General features: G+C 71.0%; 22 protein-coding genes. 13 read left to right on the forward strand and 9 right to left on the reverse strand.

Annotated features, from left to right (window positions below):
• Positions 1-28: 28 nt before the first annotated feature.
• Positions 29-871 (reverse strand): MIP/aquaporin family protein, encoded by an 843-nt coding sequence (locus OG218_RS07395; RefSeq protein WP_328292562.1) that lies wholly within the window; start codon positions 869-871, stop codon positions 29-31.
• Between the two features lie 161 nt (positions 872-1,032).
• Between OG218_RS07395 and OG218_RS07400 the strand changes: the two genes are divergently transcribed.
• The 8 genes from OG218_RS07400 (at position 1,033) to OG218_RS07435 (ending at position 9,252) form a co-directional block, all read left to right on the forward strand.
• Positions 1,033-2,676, forward strand: a complete 1,644-nt coding sequence (locus OG218_RS07400; RefSeq protein ID WP_328292563.1) for an EAL domain-containing protein — start codon at positions 1,033-1,035, stop codon at positions 2,674-2,676.
• 64 nt (positions 2,677-2,740) lie between these two features.
• The gene (locus OG218_RS07405) at positions 2,741-3,967 is read left to right on the forward strand and encodes an MFS transporter (protein WP_328292564.1); all 1,227 of its coding nucleotides are present in this window, start codon (positions 2,741-2,743) and stop codon (positions 3,965-3,967) included.
• Between the two features lie 11 nt (positions 3,968-3,978).
• Positions 3,979-4,809, forward strand: coding sequence for an SDR family NAD(P)-dependent oxidoreductase (locus OG218_RS07410; RefSeq protein ID WP_328292565.1), 831 nt, complete (start codon positions 3,979-3,981; stop codon positions 4,807-4,809).
• Positions 4,810-4,858: 49 nt separating this feature from the next.
• Positions 4,859-6,508: an ATP-binding SpoIIE family protein phosphatase gene (locus tag OG218_RS07415; protein ID WP_328292566.1), complete on the forward strand. Its 1,650-nt coding sequence runs from the start codon at positions 4,859-4,861 to the stop codon at positions 6,506-6,508.
• A 456-nt stretch (positions 6,509-6,964) separates the two neighbouring features.
• Entirely contained in the window at positions 6,965-7,639 is a 675-nt protein-coding gene (locus OG218_RS07420) for a hypothetical protein (RefSeq protein ID WP_328292567.1), read from the forward strand.
• A 225-nt stretch (positions 7,640-7,864) separates the two neighbouring features.
• Entirely contained in the window at positions 7,865-8,113 is a 249-nt protein-coding gene (locus OG218_RS07425; RefSeq protein WP_328292568.1) for a type II toxin-antitoxin system Phd/YefM family antitoxin, read from the forward strand.
• The gene (locus OG218_RS07430) at positions 8,110-8,484 is read left to right on the forward strand and encodes a type II toxin-antitoxin system VapC family toxin (protein ID WP_328292569.1); all 375 of its coding nucleotides are present in this window, start codon (positions 8,110-8,112) and stop codon (positions 8,482-8,484) included. The genes OG218_RS07425 and OG218_RS07430 overlap by 4 nt, the downstream gene beginning before the upstream one ends.
• Positions 8,485-8,583: 99 nt before the next feature.
• Positions 8,584-9,252 (forward strand): hypothetical protein, encoded by a 669-nt coding sequence (locus OG218_RS07435; RefSeq protein WP_328292570.1) that lies wholly within the window; start codon positions 8,584-8,586, stop codon positions 9,250-9,252.
• Positions 9,253-10,000: 748 nt separating this feature from the next.
• Here OG218_RS07435 and OG218_RS07440 read toward each other — a convergent pair.
• Positions 10,001-10,651 carry a hypothetical protein gene (locus tag OG218_RS07440; RefSeq protein WP_328292571.1) on the reverse strand — a complete coding sequence of 217 codons (651 nt, stop codon included), beginning with the start codon at positions 10,649-10,651 and terminating at the stop codon, positions 10,001-10,003.
• Between the two features lie 250 nt (positions 10,652-10,901).
• Positions 10,902-11,270 (reverse strand): hypothetical protein, encoded by a 369-nt coding sequence (locus OG218_RS07445; protein ID WP_328292572.1) that lies wholly within the window; start codon positions 11,268-11,270, stop codon positions 10,902-10,904.
• A 208-nt stretch (positions 11,271-11,478) separates the two neighbouring features.
• On the opposite strand from OG218_RS07445, the gene OG218_RS07450 reads away from it, so the two are divergent.
• The gene (locus OG218_RS07450) at positions 11,479-12,897 is read left to right on the forward strand and encodes an MFS transporter (protein WP_328292573.1); all 1,419 of its coding nucleotides are present in this window, start codon (positions 11,479-11,481) and stop codon (positions 12,895-12,897) included.
• A gap of 229 nt (positions 12,898-13,126) precedes the next feature.
• Positions 13,127-13,501, forward strand: a complete 375-nt coding sequence (locus OG218_RS07455; RefSeq protein WP_328292574.1) for a hypothetical protein — start codon at positions 13,127-13,129, stop codon at positions 13,499-13,501.
• Positions 13,502-13,679: 178 nt separating this feature from the next.
• Here OG218_RS07455 and OG218_RS07460 read toward each other — a convergent pair whose 3' ends face one another.
• The 4 genes from OG218_RS07460 to OG218_RS07475 all read right to left on the reverse strand — a co-directional run bounded on the left by OG218_RS07460 (position 13,680) and on the right by OG218_RS07475 (position 16,627).
• On the reverse strand, positions 13,680-14,135 hold the full coding sequence (locus tag OG218_RS07460) for a GNAT family N-acetyltransferase (protein ID WP_328292575.1): 456 nt from the start codon (positions 14,133-14,135) through the stop codon (positions 13,680-13,682).
• Between the two features lie 123 nt (positions 14,136-14,258).
• A complete protein-coding gene (locus tag OG218_RS07465) occupies positions 14,259-14,945 on the reverse strand; it encodes a phosphotransferase (RefSeq protein ID WP_328292576.1) in 687 nt (228 codons plus the stop codon).
• Between the two features lie 220 nt (positions 14,946-15,165).
• Positions 15,166-15,705, reverse strand: a complete 540-nt coding sequence (locus OG218_RS07470; protein ID WP_328292577.1) for a hypothetical protein — start codon at positions 15,703-15,705, stop codon at positions 15,166-15,168.
• 109 nt (positions 15,706-15,814) lie between these two features.
• Entirely contained in the window at positions 15,815-16,627 is an 813-nt protein-coding gene (locus OG218_RS07475) for an aminoglycoside 6-adenylyltransferase (RefSeq protein ID WP_328292578.1), read from the reverse strand.
• 59 nt (positions 16,628-16,686) lie between these two features.
• On the opposite strand from OG218_RS07475, the gene OG218_RS07480 reads away from it, so the two are divergent.
• Complete coding sequence (locus OG218_RS07480; RefSeq protein ID WP_328292579.1) at positions 16,687-18,267, forward strand: S53 family peptidase; 1,581 nt, start codon at positions 16,687-16,689, stop codon at positions 18,265-18,267.
• 66 nt (positions 18,268-18,333) lie between these two features.
• On the opposite strand, the gene OG218_RS07485 is transcribed toward OG218_RS07480, so the two are convergent.
• Together OG218_RS07485 and aroQ are read right to left on the reverse strand one after the other, a co-directional pair.
• The gene (locus tag OG218_RS07485) at positions 18,334-19,998 is read right to left on the reverse strand and encodes an FAD-binding oxidoreductase (protein WP_328292580.1); all 1,665 of its coding nucleotides are present in this window, start codon (positions 19,996-19,998) and stop codon (positions 18,334-18,336) included.
• Positions 19,999-20,045: 47 nt separating this feature from the next.
• A complete protein-coding gene (gene aroQ / locus OG218_RS07490; protein WP_328292581.1) occupies positions 20,046-20,486 on the reverse strand; it encodes a type II 3-dehydroquinate dehydratase in 441 nt (146 codons plus the stop codon).
• Between the two features lie 50 nt (positions 20,487-20,536).
• Here aroQ and OG218_RS07495 point away from each other — a divergent pair, with 50 nt between their 5' ends.
• On the forward strand, positions 20,537-21,124 hold the full coding sequence (locus tag OG218_RS07495; protein ID WP_328292582.1) for a DNA-3-methyladenine glycosylase I: 588 nt from the start codon (positions 20,537-20,539) through the stop codon (positions 21,122-21,124).
• The gene (locus OG218_RS07500) at positions 21,121-21,585 is read left to right on the forward strand and encodes a VOC family protein (RefSeq protein ID WP_328292583.1); all 465 of its coding nucleotides are present in this window, start codon (positions 21,121-21,123) and stop codon (positions 21,583-21,585) included. Before OG218_RS07495 ends, OG218_RS07500 begins: the two co-directional genes overlap by 4 nt.
• Positions 21,586-21,613: the final 28 nt, after the last annotated feature.

Raw genomic sequence — 21,613 nt, forward strand, 5'->3', positions numbered from 1 at the left:
CGTCCGTCTCTCTGCGTTGAGTGGTCGGTCAGTCTTCGGTGAGGACGCGGCCCTCGGGCTCCGGGGCGTCCTCGTCGGGCAGGTGGCGCTCGACGAGCACCTTGTACAGCGCACCGCCGATGAGACCACCCAGGATCGGGGCGACGATCGGGACCCAGAAGTAGAACGCCCCACCGGGTTCGCGCATGGCGGTGGAGTACCCGGTCACGAACGAGGCGAGCCGGGGGCCGAAGTCGCGGGCCGGGTTGATGGCGTAGCCGGCGTTGCTGCCCCACGCCATCCCGATGCCGACCACGATGAGGCCGACGATGAACGGCGCGAGGTTCGCGCCCGGGGGCATGGCCTTCGCCTGGGAGACCGCGAAGATCAGGAACACGAGGATCGCGGTGCCGAGGACCTGGTCGAGGAACGCGCCGCCGACGCTGACGTTCGCGCCGGGCAGCGTGGAGAAGATCCCCTGGCTGGTGTACGTGTGCCCCGGGTCGAGCGCGTCGATCGGGCCGGCGTAGACCCAGCGGACGAGCAGTGCGGCCACGAACGCCCCGAGGAACTGCGCCACGCTGTAGGGCAGGACCTTCTTCCAGGAGAAGCCCTGGAAGGCGGCGAGCGCGATGGTGACCGCGGGGTTCAGGTGGGCGCCGGTCGTGCGGCCGGCGACGTAGATGCCGAAGGTGACCCCGAGGCCCCAGGCCCAGTGGATCGAGTCGTCCCCGCCGTTCTTGCCGGCCACGACCTGGGCGACGACACCGACGCCGAAGAGGATGAGGATCGCGGTACCGGCGAACTCCGCGAGGAGCTCACCGGCGAGCGTGGGTTTGCGACGGACCGTGGCCGCGGGCGCGGCGGACTCCGTCGACGAGCTGTGGGACATGGGAACTCCACGTTGAGTCGGGCGTGCAGACGGCGAAGTTGCCGTGGTCTGGAAGGTAGGAGGGGTCAGGACCGGCGTCAACGCGTCTCGTTCGACCATGTCGAACGCTTCTCGTGTGCACCGGACGGTGCGTCACCGTTCACCCGTTCGGGCTCAAGCTCGTGGCCCAGCGTGCCGACGTCGACCGGGTGACCCCGCTGCGCACCGACCCCACGAGCGCGCCCGGCCCTGCGCTCGGGCAGGTGCTGCGCGAGAACGCCCTCCGCTCGGTGTTCCAGACCGTGGTCGACCTGGCCACCGGCGAACCCGTCGCCGTGGAGGCCCTGGTCCGCGGTCTGCACGGTTCCGCCCTCGCCTCCCCGGGGCAGTTGTTCACGGCGGCCGCGGACGCCGGCCGGCTCGCCGACCTGGACGCCGCCTGCCTGCGCACGGCGCTGAGCACGTCGCAGCGGACGGGGGCGGGTGCGGGCACCGTCTTCGTCAACGTCTCCACGGACCTGGTGGACGTCCCGTCCGGAGGCCACGTCCACGTCGTGGCGGACCTCACCGAGCGGGCCCTCACCACGCGGCCGGGCGACGTCTTCCGGCTCGCGGCCCGCCTGCGCGAGCGCGGGTGGGGGATCGCCCTGGACGACCTGGGTGCGGACCCGGCGGCGCTGGCCCTGCTGCCCGCGCTGCGTCCCGACGTCCTCAAGCTGGACCTGCGCCTGCTGGCCGCCCGACCCGAGGCCGAGGTCGCCACGATCGTCCAGGCCGTCGGCGCCCAGGCCGAACGGGACGGCTCGGTCGTGCTCGCCGAGCGGATCGAGAACGCCGCGGACCTGCGGACCGCCCGCGCCCTGGGCGCCACGCTGGGGCAGGGGTGGTTCTTCGGTCGACCGAGGGAGGACGCCACGGCTGCGACCCGCGAGCCGCTGCGCCCGGTCGCGCGACCGGCGCCCCTGACCGGGTCGCCCTTCGCGGCGGTCGCGTGCCGACGGGACGCGCGACGCGTCGACGCGGACGTCGTGGAGGACACCCTCCGGCACCTGGAGCGGCACGCGCTGCGCAGCGTCGAACCCACCGCGGTCGTCAGCCTCGGGACGGCGTCGGCCGAGCGCGTCGCCCGGCACGAGCAACTGGCCCGGCGCGCCGGGTTCTCGCTGTCCCTGCCCGGCGCCGACGAGGTGGGCGCGGTCGTGCTGGGGCCGCACTTCGCCTCGATCGTGCTGGCCCGGCCCGTGGGCGCCGAGTTCGACCTCGTCGTCTCCCACGACCGGGAGCTGGTGGTCTCGGTCCTGGCGGGGCTGCTGGAGCAGGCACCGGAGCGGACCCCGGAACGCACCCGCGAGGCGTCCCCCGCGGTCGTGGACCTGGCCCCGGCCGGGCAGCGGGACCTGGTGGCCACGGTGTCGCAGGCGATCGACGACGACCGGCGGGTCGGCACCGGGACGGGTCTGCTGGTGGTCGGCGTCGACGGCTCCGAGGGCTCCTCGACGGCGTCGCGCGCCACGGTCGTGGCCCGGATGCGCCGGGCGGTGCGCTCGGTCGACCGGTGGATCCCGGTCGGCCCCGACCTCTTCGCCGTCCTCCTGACCGGGTTGCCGCGGGCGGGCAGCGAGGGTGTCGTCGAACGCGTCGCCGACGCCCTGCTCATGGCGGTGGAGACGTCGATGGACACCCATCCCGACGTGTCGGTGAGCATCGGCGCGAGCCTCGCCCCGACGCGGGCGGCCACGGGTGCGGAGGCGCAGCGGCAAGCCGTCGCGGCGCTGGACGCGGCCCGACGTGCCGGTGGGCACTGCGCGCGCATCTGGCCCGTCTGACAAGCTCGACCCCCAGGCTGGTGCGGTCGCGGTGCAGCGGACGCCGAGAAGGAACTTGGTGGGGATGTCGGGGTACTTCGCGCTGTTGCGCGATCCGTTGGTGGCACGTCCGTTCATCTCCTCGGTGGTGGCCCGCATCCCCATCGCCACGGCCCCGCTGGGGCTGGTGCTGCTGGTGCGCGACCAACGCGACTCCTACTCCCTCGCCGGGATCGTCACGGGGCTGTTCGCGGTCGGGCTGGCGCTCGGTTCGCCGTTCTGGGGCCGGGCGCTGGACCGGCTGGGGCAACCGCGCGTCCTGGTTCCCACCGCGGCGGCGAGTGGTGGGCTGCTGCTGCTGCTGACGGGCGCGACGGTGTGGCAGGCGGTCCCGGAGCCGGTCCTGCCCGTGCTGGCCCTGCTCGCCGGGACCGCGTTCCCGCCCCTGAGTCCGGCGATGCGGACGACCTGGCGGGTGGTGGTCCTGGAGGAACGACCGCGTCGGCGCGGGTACGCCCTCGACGCGGCCGCGGTGGAGACGATCTTCGTCGGTGGCCCCCTGCTGCTCAGCGGGTTGCTGCTGCTCGGGGTCGCCGCGCTGCCCCTGCTGGTGACGGTGCTGCTGCTGTTCGGCGGGACGATGGCCTACGTCCGCTCCCCCGGCGCGCGGCGGCCACCGGCCACCCTCGAGGAGGGCGGGTCGCACGGTGCGGGAGCGGCGCTGCTGCACAGCCCGGGGTTCGTCCTGCTGCTGGTCGTCATGGCCGTCATGAGCATCGGCTTCGGCATCCTCGACGTCTCGATCGCCGGGCTGGCCGAGCACCTGCTGGGGTCGGCGGACCGGCTGGGGGTGCTGTTCGCGCCGATCGCCGGCGGCTCGGCCATCGGCGGTCTGCTCTACGGCAGCCGGGACTGGCGCAGTCCGGACCGGCGTCGGCTGCTGGTGACGCTGGCCCTGTTCGGGGTCCTGCTCCTGGCCGTCGCGACGAGCGCCGGGGCGGACGTGCCGCTCGCCGTCCTGATGGTGGTCCTCTTCTTCGCCGGGCTCTTCATCTCCCCGAACCTCATCGCCGCCCAGGGGTTGGTGGACCAGCTGGCACCGGCCCACCGGCTCGGGGAGGCGCAGGCGTGGCTGTCCACGGCGATCACCGCGGGCGCGGCGCTGGGCAACGCCGCCGCCGGCCTGATCCTGGACGCCGCGGGCCCGCGGGAGGCGCTCACCACGGCCTCCTGCGCGGTGCTCACGGCGGCGGTGGTCTGCCTGGCGGCGCAACGCGTGTGGGGTCGGCGCCCGGTCGCCGTCGCCCCGTAGGCTCCCCCCTCGTGACCAGCTCCACGCCTGCCCGCGCGCCGCGTCCGACCGCCCTCGTCACGGGGGCGACCGCCGGTCTGGGGGCGGGGTTCGCGCACTCGCTGGCCCGCCGTGGTCACGACCTGGTGATCGTCGCGCGCGACGAGACCCGATTGGAGTCGACCGCGGCCGCGCTGCGGGCCGAGCACGGGGTCGACGTCGAGGTCATCGCCGCCGACCTGTCCGTGCGCGCGGACCTGCAGCGAGTCGCCGAGCGGGTCACCAGCCCCGGGGCCCCCGTGGACGTCCTCGTGAACAACGCCGGCTTCGGGTTGAAGCAGCGGTTCTTCGACGGCGTGCCGGGCGACCACGAGCGCATGTTCGACGTGCTCTGCCGGGCGGTGATGGTCCTGTCCCGGGCGGCGACGGGGGCGATGGTCCCCCGCGGTCGCGGTCGGATCCTCAACGTCGGCTCCGTCGCCGGCCTGGTCCCCGGGGGTGGGCACTACTCCGCCGCCAAGGCGTACGTGATCGTGCTGACCGAGACCCTGGCGGGTGAGCTGAAGGGCAGCGGCGTCAGTGCGACGGTCGTGGAGCCGGGCTACGTGCGCACCGAGTTCCACGCCCGTTCGGGGATGCGTTCGGGTGGGGGGTCGGGCCTGACGAACCGGATCTGGCTGGACATCGACGACGTCGTCGACTCCGCGCTGGACGACCTCTTCGCCGGCCGCACGGTGAGCATCCCGACGCGTCGCTGGAAGCTCGTCTCGACGGCTCTCGACGTCGTCCCGCGTCGGCTCGTCAGCCGGGTCTGGAACGCCATGCCGTCCGGGGCGAAGCGCCGCCACCCCGGCCAGCAGTGACTGCGGGTTTCTAGAACACGGAGGGTAGTCCGGTAGTAACGTAAATGGCATGAACGGTGCTTCCTCGGCACGGTCCACCGAGGTGGCCCCGGTCGACGACGAGAGTGCGCGCCTCGCGGCGCTGCGCGAGTACGTGGACGTGGCGGCGGCGCCCCCGCACGAACTGCAGGCGGTCGTGCGGTTGGCCCGGAAGGTCACGGGGATGCCCAACGCCGTCGTGAACATCATCGACGACCAGCTCCAGCGGCAGTTAGCCACGGAGGGGTTCGACCGCGCGGACTGCGCCCGCGAGGACTCGATGTGCTACTACTCCCTCGGCTACGGCGGGCTCGTCCACGCACCCGACGCCCGCCGCGACATCCGGTTCGCGGCCAACCCGTGGGTCGACGGTCGCCTCGGTCGGATCCGCAGCTACGCCGCCGCCCCGCTGCTCACCCCCGAGGGCCTGGCCCTGGGCACGCTCTGCGTCTTCGACGAGGTGTCCGCGGAACTGAGCGACCACCAGCGCGCCGATCTCGCCGACCTCGCGCAGCTCGTCGTGTCGATCTTCGACCGCGAGCGCCGGGCCCGCCAGACGGCCTCGCGCGAGGAGCAGCTGCTGCACGCCAACCAGGCCGCCGAGACGGCCCGGGCCATCCAGCTCGCCCTGCTGCCGCACCGGCTGCCGGAGACCGCGGCGGTGCGCCTGACCTCGCGCTACCTGCCCGGGACCGACGGGGCCGAGGTGGGTGGGGACTTCTTCGACGCGATCCCCACGGACCGTGCGTTCGTGCTGTCGATGGGCGACGTGCAGGGCCACAACGCGGCCGCCGCGGCGCTGATGGGCCGCGTCCGCACGGCCGTGCGGGCCTACGTCAGCGAAGGCCACGACCCCGCCGCCGTGCTCGAGCGGACGAACCGGTTGATGCAGAGCTTCGACGGCGACCTGTTCGCGACGTGCTGCCTGGTGTCGCTGGACGAAGGCACCGGTGAGGTCGTCGTCGCCAGCGCCGGTCACCCCGTCCCGCTGCTCTTCGCCCCCGGGCCGGTCCGTGAGCTCGACGTCGAGCCGGGTCCGCCGCTGGGGGTCCTGCCCGACGCGACGTTCCCGCAGGCCCGCCACCGGCTCGCCGCCCGCAGCCGGTTGCTGCTCTACACCGACGGTCTCGTGGAGTGGCCGCGTGACGGCGACGCCGGCGAGGAGACCCTCGAACTGGCGCTGGCCGAGATGGCCGGGGCTCCCGCGGAACTGCTCGCCGACCACGTCCTGGCCCCGGCACGGCGCACCAAGAACGACGACGCCGCCCTGCTCGTCGTCGACTACGCCGGCCCGGCCCCGGGGACCCGGGAGACGAGCCTGGTGCTGCCCGCGGACGGCCGCGCCGTGCGCACCGCCCGCGACTACCTGCGGTCGACGCTGCAGGCGTGGGACCTCGTGGACCGGGCCGACGAGGCCGAGCTCGTGGTCTCGGAACTGGTGACGAACGCGTTGCTGCACACCGGCTCCCCCGCCACCCTGACCCTGCGTCACGACCTGGCCGAATCCCTGCTCTGCGTCGGCGTCGAGGACACCTCCACCCAGCACCCCCAACCCCGCGAGACCACCGACGACGCGACGGGCGGGCGCGGGATGCTCATCGTCCAGATGGTCGCGGAGCGCTGGTGGGTGGCGCCGCGCGGGGACGGCAAGACGGTCTGGGCCGACCTGCTGGTCGCCTAGGGCCTGTCCTGCGGATCACGATCAGCCGTGATCCTGCCCGGATCGCTGCCGCTTGGTTCTCGGCCCAGTCGCGGACTCGCCTGCGGGATCGTCAGGGGGTGGCATGACCCCCACGGTGCCGTGACCAGGCCGTTGGGGCGGGTGGGTCTTGGGCTGACGGGCCTGCTCCAGCAGCCGGACACGGCCCTCGACGGTCTGAGCGCGCAGCTCCGGCGGCAGGTGGTCGTGGTGGGGCGGACCGCTGGACTCGGGCGTGTCAGCAGGGTGCTCGTTCGGGACGGAGACCGCCGGCACCAGCTCATCCCGAGGGAGCTCACCGGCTGCAGTGCGCACGGACGGCGGGATGACCGTGACGTCGTCTCCGGCCCATAGTGGGATCACGAGGTCCTCGGGTGGCGGCGGTCGCCCGCCGCAGCGTGTCGGTGGGGATGTGGTCGTCGACGTACAGGAGGGCGCATGTCTGAGCAACCAGGGCCCGGCACGGTGCCGGAGAAGGTCAGCGCCGTCCTGCGCGCCTTGACGCCGACCGACGCCCTCACCTGGGCGTTGCGGCCAATGTCGCGCTCCCCGGGCCACCTGGCGTGGGCGTGGGCGGTGGTGAGCGAGGAGGAGTTGGCCGCGGTGGCGGGTTTCCTCCCACCGCGGGTACCGGCGGCGGTGGTCGGGGGCTCGTGTGAGGTGTTCGCCGTGTCCGGACGCGATGGCGAACCTCGCCTCCAACGCGAGAAGTCGGGTAGGTCCTTCACCTCGTCGTTCGCGGTCTTCTACCTGCCGGAGTCCTCGACGTGGCGCAACGCGATGAGGTCCTCGGTGTTGAGCAGCGACACCATGGCTCTCTACGTCCGTGAGGCTGATGAGCAGCAGTGGCCGAGGGACATGGGACGGCGGTGGCAGGAGTTCGCCGCTGACGGTTCGCTGCTTCCCCTGCCAGCGGCGTCGGACTTCACGATCGTGGAGGTCGCCGGTACCGCGGTGGGTGTCCAGGTCGACACCAGTGGAGCCGTGGCCTTGGGGTGGTCCCTGCGCCGGGAGGTCCGGGGGGCTGACCGTCGCTGGGACGTGGAGCTGCACCTGCGACGTGAGCCTGAGGAAGCGCTCCGGTTGGTTCACGAGGCCGGGCTGTTGACCTGAGTCGAGGGGATGGCTTGCCCATCAGGTCACCGGTCGGGGAAACGCTCGGATCGCGGCCAGGTGCAGGCGATCGTCGCGCTCAGCTCGACCTCGCTCATCGTCACGAGCGGACGTCGCCGGCAGCTCAGGACCGCGCACACCGCGGGACGACCGTGACGTCGGGGCAGCTGGCGAACCCGTGTCTCCGCCATGGACTTAGTCAGACTTAGTCTTTATCGTGTGGTCATGTCGCAGACGGTCAACGTGCACGAGGCGAAGACGCACCTGTCCCGCCTGCTCGAAGCGGTCGAGCGGGGCGAGGACGTGGTGATCGCCCGCGCCGGCAAGCCCGTGGCCCGCCTGGTGCCCGCTCACTCGCGTGGTACGCGTCGTCCCGGGGCCTGGAAGGGGAGAGTGGTCATCGCCGCCGATTTCGACCAGACCCCCGATGACCTGGTGGCCGCTTTCCACGACGACGTCGACCCGCACCTGTGACGACTCTCCTCCTGGACACCCACGTCCTGCTGTGGTGGCTGAGCGACGACGAACGCCTGCCCGAGCGCATGCGGACCGCGGTCGCCGACGGCGAGAACGAGGTCCTCGTCTCCGCAGCCTCGGCGTGGGAGATGTCGATCAAGGCTTCGCTGGGCAAGCTGACCGCCCCCGATGATCTGCGCGAGGAGATCGAGCGTCAAGGCTTCACCGAGTTGCCGGTCACCGTGGACGACGGCCTGGCCGCTGGCGCCCTGCCGCGCCACCACGATGACCCCTTTGACCGCATGCTCATCGCGCAGGCCACCCGGCGGGGGCTGCAACTGCTCAGCGTCGATCGACGTTTCAGCGACTACGACGTCCGGCTCCTGTGACCGGTATGAACTTCCACGACAGCGGGATGACCGTGCGTTCTCCTGGTCTCGCTCGTGGCGAGGCGTGACACGTGCTCAGGGCTGCTCCATCGTGGTGAGGTGATCGCAGACGAGCTGGCCGGCAGCGAACTGGGTGTGGTGACAGCCACGTCATGGCCCCCGGGCCTGCAGGAGCTGCTGACGTCCCTGCAGCCGCAGCGCGCTGCCCGCCATGGCAGTGGATCCAGTCGCACGGCGGCATCGCGCAGGTACATCTGGCACGAGTCCGACGTCGTTCGCGAACGGTTGGGCTTCACGATGCCGACGCTTTCGGTGTTGCGTGAGCAGGGCTTGCGCGAGCGCTTCGCCACGATCGCAGGTGATCAGCAGGTGAAGCGACTGGCGGAGCTGAGGCGAGGTGAGAGCGCTGCTGTGCGTGTGCTCTACGTGCCTGCGGAGCAGACGCTGGGCCTTCCGCTGGAAGAGGCCGCGCGCGGCGTCGCGGCCACCTTGACGATGACCTACGGCTACAGGGCCTCTTTGCCAGTGGAGCAGCCCAGAACGGTGCGCCTCACCGCGACGGGTGACTACACGGTGGTCGACGTCGGGGGCCAGCTCGTCGGGGTGCAGCATTTGCTGCAGGACCGGACCCGCTTGTCCTGGCGGCTGGTGCGTCCTGAGGCTTCCTACGACGTTGCCGTGTCCCTGAGCTGTACTCCGATGCAGGCCGTGGGCACTCTCGCTGCGTGCGACCTCTTTGGCGCAGGTGAGGACGAACCGACCTGGTGACGATCAGTACGGGCAACCCACGCGCGAGCCTCTCGATCCTCGACAAGAGCGCCACGTAGCTGGCCACCGGTAACCGCCGCGCACCGCGGGATGACCGTGAAGTCGCTGAGGTCCGTCCGACCGTCGATCAGTCCTGCTCACCACGCTCTGGCACGACGACGGCAGGAAGGACCGGCTTCGGCCCCGCGGGGACGATGGGGGTCCCCGCGCTGCTTCCGTCATCGGGCGCATCGCCGGCGGCAGGTTCGTAGGGCCATCTGTTCCCGGGTGTTGGCCAGTGCGCGTTTCGGTTGCGAGTGATGTCGTCGACCAGCTTGTCGATGTCTCGTTCCATGGCAGGAGCATCGCGCCATCGGCGTCACCATGCTCGGACATTGAGGAGTCCACCGGCCGGACTGCGGTCTACCCGTGGCAGTGCGTCCATCGCCAGACGCGCGCACCGCGGGATGATCGGTAGATCGGATGGCTCGCGTTCTAGCCTCGGTGCATGGACTACCTGGTGTGCCCTTACGACCAAGAGCAGGTGAAGGTCGTCGAGGTGCGTTGGGGGCCGCAACAGCGACCACTCGTCCACTGTCCCGCTTGCGCAAGGCGATACGTATTTTCTGAGACGGGACTGGACGAGCTCGAATCCTGAGATGCCCTCGACTTCTCGGCGACGCACGACGGAGGTCAACACGCCGCGTATGACCGAACGTCGCGCTGATTGCGGGGTGACCGTGCGCTGCGGGGTATGCCCCCGCCAATGTCATCTGCTCCTGGGGGCCAGGAGCCGCCGCAGTCGGCCGCGAGACCTGCGTCGTGCTTTCCAGGCCGCCTCAGCCTGCTGCTCGTCCTGCGTCAGGTCCTCCATCAGGCGCAGCGCCGAGCGCAACGTGGAGTCGTACTGAGCAGCGTCGAAGGTGAAGGACCCAGCTGAGGAGAGGTCCGGCATCTCCTCAGCCGGAGTGTGAGCGTCTTCGCACCGTAGGTCTGTCCAGCGCACAAGCTCTCGCCCATCGGCTGGGTCGACTTCGCGTGTGACAGCGACGGTGAGTGCGCCGCAGTAGAGGTCACCGCACTCGGGGCAGCCGTAAAGGGGCAGCCGGCCCGGTTCGAGTAGGTCCCAGTCCGCGCCACGCTCTAGCGCGCCGAGCAGCTGCTGGAGGCTCAGCGCGGAGGGCTCGGGCCAGGCGAGGTCCGCGACGCTGACGAACTGGGACCCGTTCAGGCCGTAGGGCAGTGGAAGGTCCACCGAGAGGACTCGTTGCAGCACAGACGTGCCGTCGACGATGAAGTCCAGTTGTGTCAATGGTTCCTGCAGTCGGGGGATGAACCGAGCGCGCTTCTGCAGGCCGCGGCTGCCGGGGCGAGAACGTTCGACTTCTATGAGGTCCAGCCGAGCGAGTACGGGCTCCACGTCTTTGATGATCCTGCAGTTCTCGAGGAGTCGGGAACGATCGACGCGGGCTGACGTACCGGGAATCAGTCACGTCCCTCGGGCTACTTGCTGCCCGGCACGCTAAAGCGTGCGACGGCGTGGTTGGCCAGTCAGCGGTGAGACGGGGTAGTGACGACGTCCCGCCCAGTTGATGACGCCTCAACTCACCGCTTCGCTGATGAACGCATTCGCGCGACCAGCGGGATGACCGGTAAGTCGACTGGGGTCCCTATGGGCCGCCGAGTAGCGAGTAGCTGACGAAACCGCGCGCTGTTTTGGCGTAGACGCCCACGGGGGCGTACGAGCCGTTGCTCACCCCGTACAGGTGGGTGCCGGCGCTGGTCACCCCCAGCTCGGTGGCACCTGAAGCAGATGCAGGCGAAGGGGGACCTTCATCGCGGCGGTAGTCGCGGTCGTCGAAGCGAATCTTGGGAGGCGTGGCAGAAGCTCGCAGCCGCCACTCCCAGGTCTGATCGTGCACCTGGAACACCCGCACGCCGAGGCCGAGGGCGACGATGCCCACCACGATCAGTGCAGCCACCTTGAGTCGCTGCAGGCTTTGAGAGCGCATCTGCTCACAATGGCAGTTGTCGAACACGGATAGTGATGGTCCGCAACGTCTCCGCAATCGATCACCGACTTCACACGTAGGGGTCTGCTGCAGAAGCGTGAAGTCGCCGGCCGCTCACGACCGTCCGTATCGCGGGATGACCGTGAAGTCGGCCGGAGCTTTTCGCCACGCCGATACCCGCGGTTCCTCCGGAGACAGTTCTGCCCTACGTTCAAGATCTGTGACACACGCCGCCGTGGGCACCGAGAGGGCCCCAACCTGGTCGCGCGAGAACGGCCGCTCCCGCTGGGGTCTGCTGCTGGCCTTGGCCATCGACAACTTTGGCTCCGGCCTGTTCCTGCCCCTGGTGCTGGTCTACAGCGTCCAGGTCGTCGGCCTCTCCGTCGGTCTAGCTGGGACGCTGCTGTTCCTCGGCACCTTCATCGGCCTGGGCGCACCGCTGGTCGTGGGCACCGTGGTGGACCGCTTCGGGCCCCGCCGCGTCGTCATCACCTCCCAGCTCATCCAGGCCGTCGGCATGACCCTCTACCTCCTGGCCGGCACCGCCGGCAGCAGCGCAGGCAGCGGGGCAGGAAGCGGGGCTGGGTCTGGGCAAGGGGCCGCGGTGGCTTTGGCGGTCGGTGGGGCGGTGCTGGTCGCGGCCGGGACGCAGACCTTCTACAGCTCCCTGTTCTCCCTCATTTCCGCCGTCGCAGGCGATGGGCCCAAGGACGGGCCCTTCGCCCACGTCGACATGATCCGATCCGCCGCTTTCGGCCTCGGCGCACTGCTCGCCGCCGTCCTGCTGACCTGGCTGGACACCCCGGCCTTGCGCATCGCGGTCGCCGTGGATGCGCTCACCTTCGTGCTGGCCGCCGGCCTGCTGTGGCGCCTGGTCCACGTCGGGACCGCCCGCGACCGCCAGGCTTCCCCTGCAGTGCAGGCTCCGGCGCACCCCGCCATCTCCGATGAGGCCGGCCCGCACGCCACCGACCCGGCTCACAGCGCCGCCATGACCGATGCCTTCACGGCGACCGCGTCGACGGACACGTCAGCGGGCACCTCGGCGTCTGCTGCGCCGAGGCCGTGGCGCGACCGTCCCTTCCTGGTCCTGCTGGTGGTGATCGCTCTGACCGGCTTGGCCACCGACGTCCACCTCGTGGGCTTCTCGGTGTGGGCCCTGGAGCGGCTGCACGCACCGGCGTGGGTGCCGGGAGCCTCCATCGCGCTGCTGACCGGCATCACCTCCACCAGCACCGCCCTGGTGGTGCGCTGGACGAGTGGGTGGACGCGCACCCGCACCGTGGCCGCCGGGACAGTGCTGATCCTCCTCTGGTGCGTGATGTGTGCGGTGGCTCCGTCCATCGGTGGGGGGTGGCAGCCGGTGTGGCTGTTGGCTTCTACGGTCGTGCTGGCGGTTTCGGCCATGTTGATCGGTGTCCGGGTGATGGCGATGGCCGAGGCGTCGGCGCCGGTGCAGGCGCACGGGCGGTACATGGCGACGGTGCAGTACGGCTTCAACGCCACCGCCCTGCTGGCGCCCCTGCTGGTTGGTCTGTTCGCGGTGGCGTTGTGGTTGCCGTGGGCGGCGGTCGCGCTGGGCGGCGTGGGGGCGTTGGTGCTGTTGCCGTGGCTGGCCCGACGACTGCCCACGCACGCCGTCAGGGCGCAGTAGGCGCCTGTCGGAGACGCGCCGTGGCTGGCCAGAGCGATGCCGGACATCGCCACGAGCGCGACGTCGCCGGTACTCAGGACCACCCGAATCGCGGGATGACCGTACGTGGCGGCCCTCGTCCATCCGGGGCGGCAGCCATGCGTAGGGCGATGCGCTACGGGAGGCTGTCTGGATGCTCAGCAGGGACAGACCGCAGTCAGGCGCGCACCGCCTCCCACTGGGTGCGTTGTTGGCTGCAGAGCTGCTCCTCCTCGCCTTCGCCATCTGGGGGCTGGCCGAGGGACGGGTCGTGCAGACGGTGGTTGGAGCGCTTGGCGCGTTGATCAGCGCTGTTGTCATCGTCCGCATCACGGTGCGCAGTCATGAGACGAGCGCAGGAGAGGTGGAGAACCGGCTGCGTTTGAACCGTGCCTTGCTGCCTTACATCTCGATCTTGAGCGTCGTCTTCGCCGGCGTGATGATCGCCGCCACCGTCGTGAGCTCGCCGTGGTGGCTCGTGGGAGTAGCGCCAGCTGTCGCGCTGCCTCTTGCTTGCGTGGCCCAGATCCGACACCTGAGGCGTCTGCACCTGTCCAGGGATCCGGAGGCGGGTACCGCGCAGTAGCCGCTACTGGCGGCCAAGACGGTCTGGGTCGATCACCCGAAGTTCGGCGATATGCGGGTGATCGTCGTACTCAGCTTGCATCCGGACATCGCCATGACCGTGACGTCGCCGGCCGCTAGCGACAGCGCGCGCACCGCGGGATGACCGTGATGTCGAGGGCGGAGCAGGACTGCGGTCGCTACGACGTGCCGGTGGGGCGCACCCATCGGACCTCGCGCACCCCGTCCTCGATCTTGCTCCGTCCGTCGGGGGCGAAGCGGTGCGTGCGGTAGAAGGCCTGGGCGCGGGGGTTGGGGTCTGTGACCCACAGGGCAGCCGACTCGTCGGGGTCGAGGACGGCGTTGAGCAGTGCTGGTCCTGCTCCGCAGCCGTGGTGGGCTGCGTCGAGGTAGATGAGGTGCAACTGGAACTCCTCGGTAGCGTCGGGATCCTGCGTGGGGCCGGACATGGCGATGCCGACGATGGTGTCGTCCACTTCGGCGACGGCGGTGCGGTTGCTGCTCCACCGCTCATCGGTGAGGGCGCTGGTCCAGAAGCGTTCGCGGGCTGGCAGGAGGTTCGGGTCGTCCAGGACGGAGTCGGGCATCAGGCCGCGGTAGGTCTGCTGCCAGGAGGTGACGTGAACCTGCGCCATCTGTGGCGCGTCGCTGGGTCGTGCCTGGCGAACGGTGACCCCCGACGTCATGCGCTCATCCTAGGAGCCGGCGGCTCGAGTCAATGTGTGCGTGATCTTCCGCCTTCTGAGGACACCGCTGGGTCATGGTGTGAAGGTGAGGGTGGCTTCGAGCCGGCCCCGCCACTGCACCCGCGCGGCCTCACCGTCCGGCGCCCAGCGGATGACGAAGTCCAAGGCCCACTCGCACTTGGCGACCATCGCGGCCTGACGCCGTCCCCAGTCCGGCTCCGTGCCGTAGCCCTCGAACAGGCTCGCCAAGGCGTCGACGAGGTGCGGGTGATGGGTGCGGACGATCCACTCCGCCCACGCGAGGTCGAGGACACCGTCGCCGAGGTGCGCGAACTCCCAGTCCACGATCGCACTCACCTTGAACGTGTCCGGGTCCAGGAGCAGGTTCTGGGGACCGAAGTCGCCGTGGACTAGGACCGCGCCGTCCTCAGCGGGGCCGAGCAGTTCTGGCCTGTCCAGCGCGCTGACGTCGAGGCGGTGGAGGAGGGCGGCGGTGCGCCCGACGCTGTGCAGCACGGCGTCGGGGGCCATCTCCAGTAGTTCCTGGCCGGGGCGGCCGGGCATGAAGGCAGTGCCGATCTGGCCGGCTTCCTCGTGGACCAGACCCGGTACGGGCAGGATGCCGGCGAGGTAGTGCAGGGCGGTGACCTCGGCGTGCTGGCGGGTGGGGGCATCAGGCCCGAGGTAGCGCTTGGTGATGATGCCGGCGTCGTTGCGGGTGGCGTTGGTGTAGCCGTGCGGTAGTCGTTCCTCGGTCATGGAGCTCCTTGCGACGGCTCGTCGTGCGGCCACCGTGGTCGCCGAACTAGGACTTGTCTACGCGATGCCCGGCTGGCGAGGCGACTGCTTTGCGGTGCTCGGCGATCTTCCGACTTTCGTCATGTCCGTGAAGTCGCCGGCCGCCGGGGCAGCGCTCACAACGCGGGATGACCGTGACGTCAAGCTCCGCGATGTGACCGGAAGGTCAGTCGACGATGTGCTAGGCGATGCCCTGAGCGCCGTAGGCGAAGTCCCCGCGTCGGTACCGACCCAAGATGTCCGCCGCCACCTGCTCCGGGGTCCCTTTCGGCCCGTCGACCAAGTGCCGATCCGTGATGCCCGCTCGCGTGAACTGCTCATGCATGTACCGCGTACCAGGCTCGCCATCGCGGTTGCCCTCCCGGGTCGTGACGTTGTGCACGCACCGTTCCACCAGAGGCAGCAGGACGGCGTAGTGCAACTCGTCCAGCCCAGTGGCCTCGAAGAAGGTCGGCAGGAACCAGGGCCTCATCACTCCGTCGAAGACGGTCTCGAAGCCGCCGTGCGTGTACTGGCCAGCCGCGGCGCCCGAGGCTCGGATGACCGTGCGGTTCTGCTCCTCTGCCTCAGGTAGCCGCGGCGTCTGCGCCCCCTGATCTAGGAACCGGAAGAAGGCATCCCCTCGGAGCAGGACGCTCGGTGAGAGGCGGGCCGACACCAGGGAGCTGACAGTCGTCTTCCCGGCTCCGGGTGGCCCGGCGATGACAAGCAGCGTGGACATGCGGCCCTGTGTACCGACCCCGGCGTGGCGCGATCAAGGAGGTTTCAGGAGCATCGACGTCACCGACTGACGTCCGGCCATCGTCATGAGAGGGCGTTGCAAGCACTCGTCACGATCCGCAGGACAGACCCTGGTCAAGGATCGCCTCGATCTCGGCGTGCAGCCGCTGGTGGTCGAAGGGTTCGAGGTCCCACCGCGCCGCGAGGCGCTGCGCGAGCCGCGCGAACAACCGCACGCAGGCCCGCAGCGCCCGCGCAGTGTCCGCACCGTCGAAGCGGCCCCAGCAGTCCTCGAGCTCGCGTTGGACGCCGGGGTCCATCCACTCCCGCATCCGGGACCCGAGGAAGCGGACGTCGACCGCCGCCCCGTACCTCGCCCGGTGGTCCCACTCGACGAGCCGCAGCAGCTGCTCCTTCAGGTCCCGGTCCCGGATCTTGGCCGACCACGGTTCGTCGCGCACGACCGCCTTCGCGCACATCAGCGCCGCTGCGTAGCCCCAGTTCAGGGCCTGTTCGACGTCGGCGGCGCTCGGCGGCTCCAGGAGCGGCGGCGACGGTTCGAGACCGGCCGCCAGCCCGTCGGCGTCGACCAGGACCGTGAACGGGCGGTCGCGCACGACGGCCGTCAGCTCCCCCACGGGCAGGACCGTGAGGTCCAGCTTGCCGCCGGCGTAGTAGACGATCCGGGACGGGTACCAGCCGGGTGCGTGCAACCTCTCGACGACGAGGACCTCCCCCAGCTCCGACCACCACGCGTCGTCGGCCAGCAACGGGGTCGGGTCGTCCACGTACACCTCGAGGTCGCGGTCGGAGAGCGGGTGCGTGGCTCCGACCGCGGCCGAACCGGTGAGGAGGAGCGCCCGCACGTTCGGGTCGTCACCGGCCCACCGCGTCAGCCGGTCGAGCACGTCGTCGTAGTCCACGCACCGACCGTGCCAGGTCCCACGGGCAGGTGTCAGGGCCGGGTGGCACAGTCCACGCCATGACGGACCAGACGCCCCGGCAGAGTCAGTCGCAGAACCCTCGCCGCCCCCTCTCGGGCAGCTCCCGGGCCGCCGCGCCCCGTGCGCGCGACGCGGTCCCCCTCGCCCCCGACGCGTCGATCGACGTGACGCTGGTCCTGCGCCGGCGGGCACCGCTGCCCGCGGAGGTCGTGAACACCCCGCGGGTCCTCTCCCGCGACGAACTCCGGGCCGGGTTCGGGGCGGACCCCGCCGACGTCGCGACGGTGCGCTCGGTCGTCGAGGACGCGGGGCTGCGCGTGGACGCCGTCGACGAGGCCGGGCGGCGGGTGTCGGTGAGCGGTCCGGTCACCGCCGTCACGGCCCTCTTCGACGTCGACCTGCACGAGGTGGTCTCGCAAAACCTTGCGGGAGAGGACGTCCGCCACCGGCAGCGGGAGGGTTCGGTCAGTCTGCCGGAGGGGCTGGACGGGATCGTGACCGCGGTGCTCGGCCTCGACGACCGGCCGCAGGCGCGGGCCCAGTTCCGCGTGGCCCGGGCCGAGGCCGTGACGAGCAGCTTCACCCCGCTCCGCCTGGCCGAGGTCTACGAGTTCCCCACCGACTCCGACGGTTCGGGGACGGAGGTCGCGATCCTCGAGCTGGGCGGTGGGTTCCGCCCGGAGGACCTCGACACCTACTTCCGGGGCCTGGGCCTCGCGACACCCGCGATCCGTGCCATCGGTGTCGACGGAGGGTCGAACTCCCCCGGCGCGGCCGACGGCGCCGACGGCGAGGTCACGCTGGACATCGAGGTCGTCGGGGCGATGGCTCCCGGCGCCGGGCTGGCCGTCTACTTCGCCCCGAACACCGACCGCGGGTTCCTCGACGCCCTCTCCACGGCGGTGCACGCCGACCCCACCCCGGCCGCGGTCAGCATCAGCTGGGGCGGCTCCGAGGACTCCTGGACCGAGCAGGCCCGGGCTGCCTTCGACGACGTCCTCGCCGACGCGGCGGCCCTCGGGGTGACGGTGACGGCCGCCGCCGGCGACAACGGCAGCGGCGACGGGGTCGACGACGGCGCCCCGCACGCGGACTTCCCGGCTTCGAGCCCGCACGCGCTGGCCTGCGGGGGAACGAGTCTGCGCGTCGGCGCGGACGGTGCCGTCGAGCGCGAGGTCGTGTGGAACGGGCGCGGCGCCACGGGTGGCGGGGTCAGCGCGGCCTTCGGACTGCCCGACTGGCAACGGGACGCCGGGGTGCTCGACCGGGTCGGCGGCGGGGCCGGGCGGGGGGTTCCCGACGTCGCGGCCGTGGCCGATCCCGAGACGGGCTACGAGGTCCTCGTCGCCGGCCGGCGCCAGGTCATCGGCGGGACCAGCGCCGTGGCCCCGTTGTGGGCGGCGCTGGTCGCGCGGATCGTCCAGGCCCGCGGCTCGGGACTCGGTCTGCTGCAACCCCTGGTGTACGCGGGGGCCAGGGCCGGGAACAGCCCCGAAGGGTTCCGCGACATCACCGTCGGGGACAACGGCGACTACTCCGCCGGTCCCGGGTGGGACGCCTGCACCGGGCTCGGGGTACCCGTCGGGACGACGCTGGCCCGGCGCCTGACGAGCGCCTGAACGTGCGCGGGGCGAGGACGCGACCGGCTCGGGTCGCGTCCTCGCCCCGCGGACGTGGCTCGGTCCTCAGTCGACGATGGCGCCCGGGTTGAGGTTGCGGCCGGGGTCGACTCCCGTGAACAGCGCACCGATGATCTCGGCCCCCGCCGGCGACACGTCCTCGTTCACCCAGCGCTTGTGCTCACGCCCGACGGCGTGGTGGTGAGAGAGGGTTCCGCCGTTGTCCATGAAGGCCTGCTGGATGGCGCCCTTGACGGCGTCGTAGGCCTCCAGACCATCGCGGTCCGTCGGCGGCTGGAAGGCGAACGTGAAGTACTGGCACGCCCCGGAGTGGTAGCTGTGGGAGAGGTGGCAGAACACGAAGCCGTTGATGCCGACCTCGGCGAAGGCCTTGTTCGCCGCCGCGACCACGTTGTCGTGCAACGTGTTCAGCGTCGTCCACGACGAGGAGGTCTCGGACACGTCGCCGTAGGCGCCGCGGTCGAGGATGAAGTCGCGGATGTAGGGGGTGTCGAACTTCTTCTGGTCGTAGAGGCTCCCCGGACCCGAGCCGACCCCGAAGCCGCCGTGCTTCTTGACGATGTCGCCGACGAGGGCCTTGTTGCGGCGCACCGACAGGGCCGACCCCTCGAACCCGATGAACGACAGGCACATCTGCTCGAGGTCGATGCCCTTGCGCTTGCTCGCGTAGAGCTGGACGCCCTTGTTGAGCAGCTGCCCGAGCGCACTGCCCTTCTTGGAGGTGGCCAGGGTGAACTGGGTCTCGTTCGCGTCCGAGACCCGGGTGATGCTGGGCGTCGCGTCGGAGGCGGCGATGTCGTGCATCGCCTTCAGACCGCTGGCGTAGTCGGGGAAGAAGTAGGCCTGGATGACCCGTTCCTCGGCGATCCGGTGCACCTGCACGGTCGCCTCGGTGATGATCCCGAGGCGACCCTCGCTGCCGAGGATCATCTCCCGCACCGACGGCCCGACGGACTGCACCGGCACCTCGGAGGTCGCGACGATCCCCTTGGGGGTCACGGCCCGCACGGCCCGGGTGATGTCCGCGATGTCGCCGAAGCGGTCGGACTGCATGCCGGAGGACCGGGTGGCGATCCAGCCGCCGAGGGTGGAGTGCTTGAAGCTGTCCGGGAAGTGCCCGATCGTCCAGCCGCGGGCGTTGAGCTGCGCCTCCAGGTCCGGGCCGAGGGCACCGGCCTGGATGCGCGCGGTCTGGGACGTCTCGTCGAGGGAGAGCACCGAGCGCATGCGGCCCATGTCCAGGGAGAGCACCGGACGCGTCTCCTCGCGCGGGGCCTCCAGCGAACCCACGATGTTGGAGCCGCCACCGAAGGGGATGAGGACGGCGTCGGCGTCCAGGGCGATCCGCAGGGCGGTCTCCACCTCGGCCTCGGTGCCGGGGTAGAGGATCAGGTCGGGCACGCGGCCGAAGTCCCCGCGACGGATGCGGACGAGGTCGCGCATGGACTTGCCGTAGCAGTGCACGACGCGGTCCATGTCGTCGTCGTGGACGTGCTCGGCACCGAGCGCCTCGACGAAGGAGTCGCGCAGCTCCTGCGGGGCACGGGATCCGGGGACGTCCAGCTCGGACAGCTCCGGGACCTGCGCGGGCGGAGCGTTGAAGTCGATGCCCGAGACGCGCTTCACGAACGGCGCCAGGTTCGGCTTGTCCTCGTGGTGGAAGGCCACGCCCTCCTGGCCCCAACCCCACCACTTCATGTGCTCGACCACGACGACTCTCCCCAACTGTCCACACGGCACCTCGGTCGCGGGCGAGCCTACGCGCCACCTCCGACACGCGTGGCCAGGAACCGCAGCGCCAGCTCGTAGCCCTGCGTCCCGAGTCCCGCGATCACACCCGTCGCGATCGGCGTGATGTGGGAGTGGCGCCGGAAGTCCTCGCGCGCGTGCACGTTGGAGATGTGCAGCTCCACCAGTCCGCCCGACAGCTCCGCGCAGGCGTCGCGCAGGGCCACCGAGGTGTGCGTCCACGCGGCCGGGTTCAGCACGACCGGGAGGCGGGCGTCGGCGGCGTCGTGGATCCAGGCGAGCATCTCGTGCTCGGCGTCGGTCTGGCGCAGTTCGACCTCCACCCCGAGCTCGGCGGCCAGGCGCTGCAGCCGGGCGTCGACGTCGGCCAGGGTCGTCGTCCCGTACACCTCCGGCTGGCGCTTGCCGAGCCGGCCGAGGTTGGGACCGTTGAGCACGAGGATCTTCACCCGGTGGACGGTAGCGACCCCGTGTCGGAGCCGGGTGCCACGCTCGGCGGGTGAGCGCGCAGACCTCCGGACCGTTCCGGTGCTTCGGTGACGGTGATCCCCTCTACTCCGCCTACCACGACGAGGAGTGGGGTCGTCCCGTCCACGGCGACCGGGAGCTCTACGAACGCATCAGTCTCGAGGCGTTCCAGTCCGGGCTCAGCTGGATCACCGTCCTGCGTCGCCGCGACACCTTCCGGACGGCCTTCGCCGGGTTCGACCCCGAGGTGGTCGCGGCCTACGGCGAGGACGACGTCGCCCGGCTCCTGGCCGACCCGGGGATCATCCGCAACCGGCTCAAGGTCGAGGCCACGATCGCCAACGCCCGGACGCTGCTCGCGCTCGCCGAGCGGGGCCGGAGCCTCTCCGACCTCGTGTGGTCCTCCGCCCCGCGACCGCGTCCGGAGGCTCCGCGCAGCCCCGGCGACGTCCCGGCCCTCACCGCGGAGTCGAGCGCCCTGTCGAAGGCGCTGAAGGCGGAGGGTTTCCGCTTCGTGGGCCCCACGACGGCCTACGCCACGATGCAGGCCTGTGGGATCGTGAACGACCACCTGGCGCAGTGCCCGGCCCGGAACGAGATCGAGGCGGATCGACGATGAGCAGCACGACCCCCTGCCTGTGGTTCGACCACGACGGCCTCGCGGCCGCGCAGCTCTACGTCTCGCTCTTCGCGGGCTCGACGATCACGTCGACCTCGCCCGGTGGTCCCGACGGGGCGCCGCTGACGGTGTCCTTCGACCTGGACGGCCGGCCCTACACGATCATCAACGGCGGACCGCTCTACCCGCAGTCCGAAGCGTTCTCGATCCAGGTCGCCTGCGCCGACCAGGCGGAGGTCGACCGCTACTGGGACGGGCTGGTTGCCGACGGCGGCACGGAGGGCCAGTGCGGCTGGCTGAAGGACCCCTGGGGAGTCTCCTGGCAGATCGTCCCGAACCGGCTGTACGAGCTGCTGGGCGATCCCGACCCCGGACGCGCGGCTCGGGCCACGACGGCCATGATGGGCATGAAGCGCCTCGTCGTCGCCGAGCTGGAGTCAGCGGCCGACGCACCCGCGTGAACGCTCCCGACCCTGTGGGTGGGACACT

The sequence above is a fragment of the Kineococcus sp. NBC_00420 genome (assembly GCF_036021035.1).
In the GTDB taxonomy this organism is placed as follows: domain Bacteria; phylum Actinomycetota; class Actinomycetes; order Actinomycetales; family Kineococcaceae; genus Kineococcus.

Excerpts from the sequence above, each read along its gene's own strand:
- OG218_RS07395 (WP_328292562.1), bottom strand. The coding sequence starts at position 871 with ATGTCCCACAGCTCGTCGACGGAGTCCGCCGCGCCCGCGGCCACGGTC.
- OG218_RS07405 (WP_328292564.1), top strand. The coding sequence starts at position 2,741 with ATGTCGGGGTACTTCGCGCTGTTGCGCGATCCGTTGGTGGCACGTCCG.
- OG218_RS07415 (WP_328292566.1), top strand. The coding sequence starts at position 4,859 with ATGAACGGTGCTTCCTCGGCACGGTCCACCGAGGTGGCCCCGGTCGAC.
- OG218_RS07420 (WP_328292567.1), top strand. The coding sequence starts at position 6,965 with ATGTCTGAGCAACCAGGGCCCGGCACGGTGCCGGAGAAGGTCAGCGCC.
- OG218_RS07425 (WP_328292568.1), top strand. The coding sequence starts at position 7,865 with ATGTCGCAGACGGTCAACGTGCACGAGGCGAAGACGCACCTGTCCCGC.
- OG218_RS07460 (WP_328292575.1), bottom strand. The coding sequence starts at position 14,135 with ATGGCGCAGGTTCACGTCACCTCCTGGCAGCAGACCTACCGCGGCCTG.
- OG218_RS07465 (WP_328292576.1), bottom strand. The coding sequence starts at position 14,945 with ATGACCGAGGAACGACTACCGCACGGCTACACCAACGCCACCCGCAAC.
- OG218_RS07470 (WP_328292577.1), bottom strand. The coding sequence starts at position 15,705 with ATGTCCACGCTGCTTGTCATCGCCGGGCCACCCGGAGCCGGGAAGACG.
- OG218_RS07480 (WP_328292579.1), top strand. The coding sequence starts at position 16,687 with ATGACGGACCAGACGCCCCGGCAGAGTCAGTCGCAGAACCCTCGCCGC.
- OG218_RS07500 (WP_328292583.1), top strand. The coding sequence starts at position 21,121 with ATGAGCAGCACGACCCCCTGCCTGTGGTTCGACCACGACGGCCTCGCG.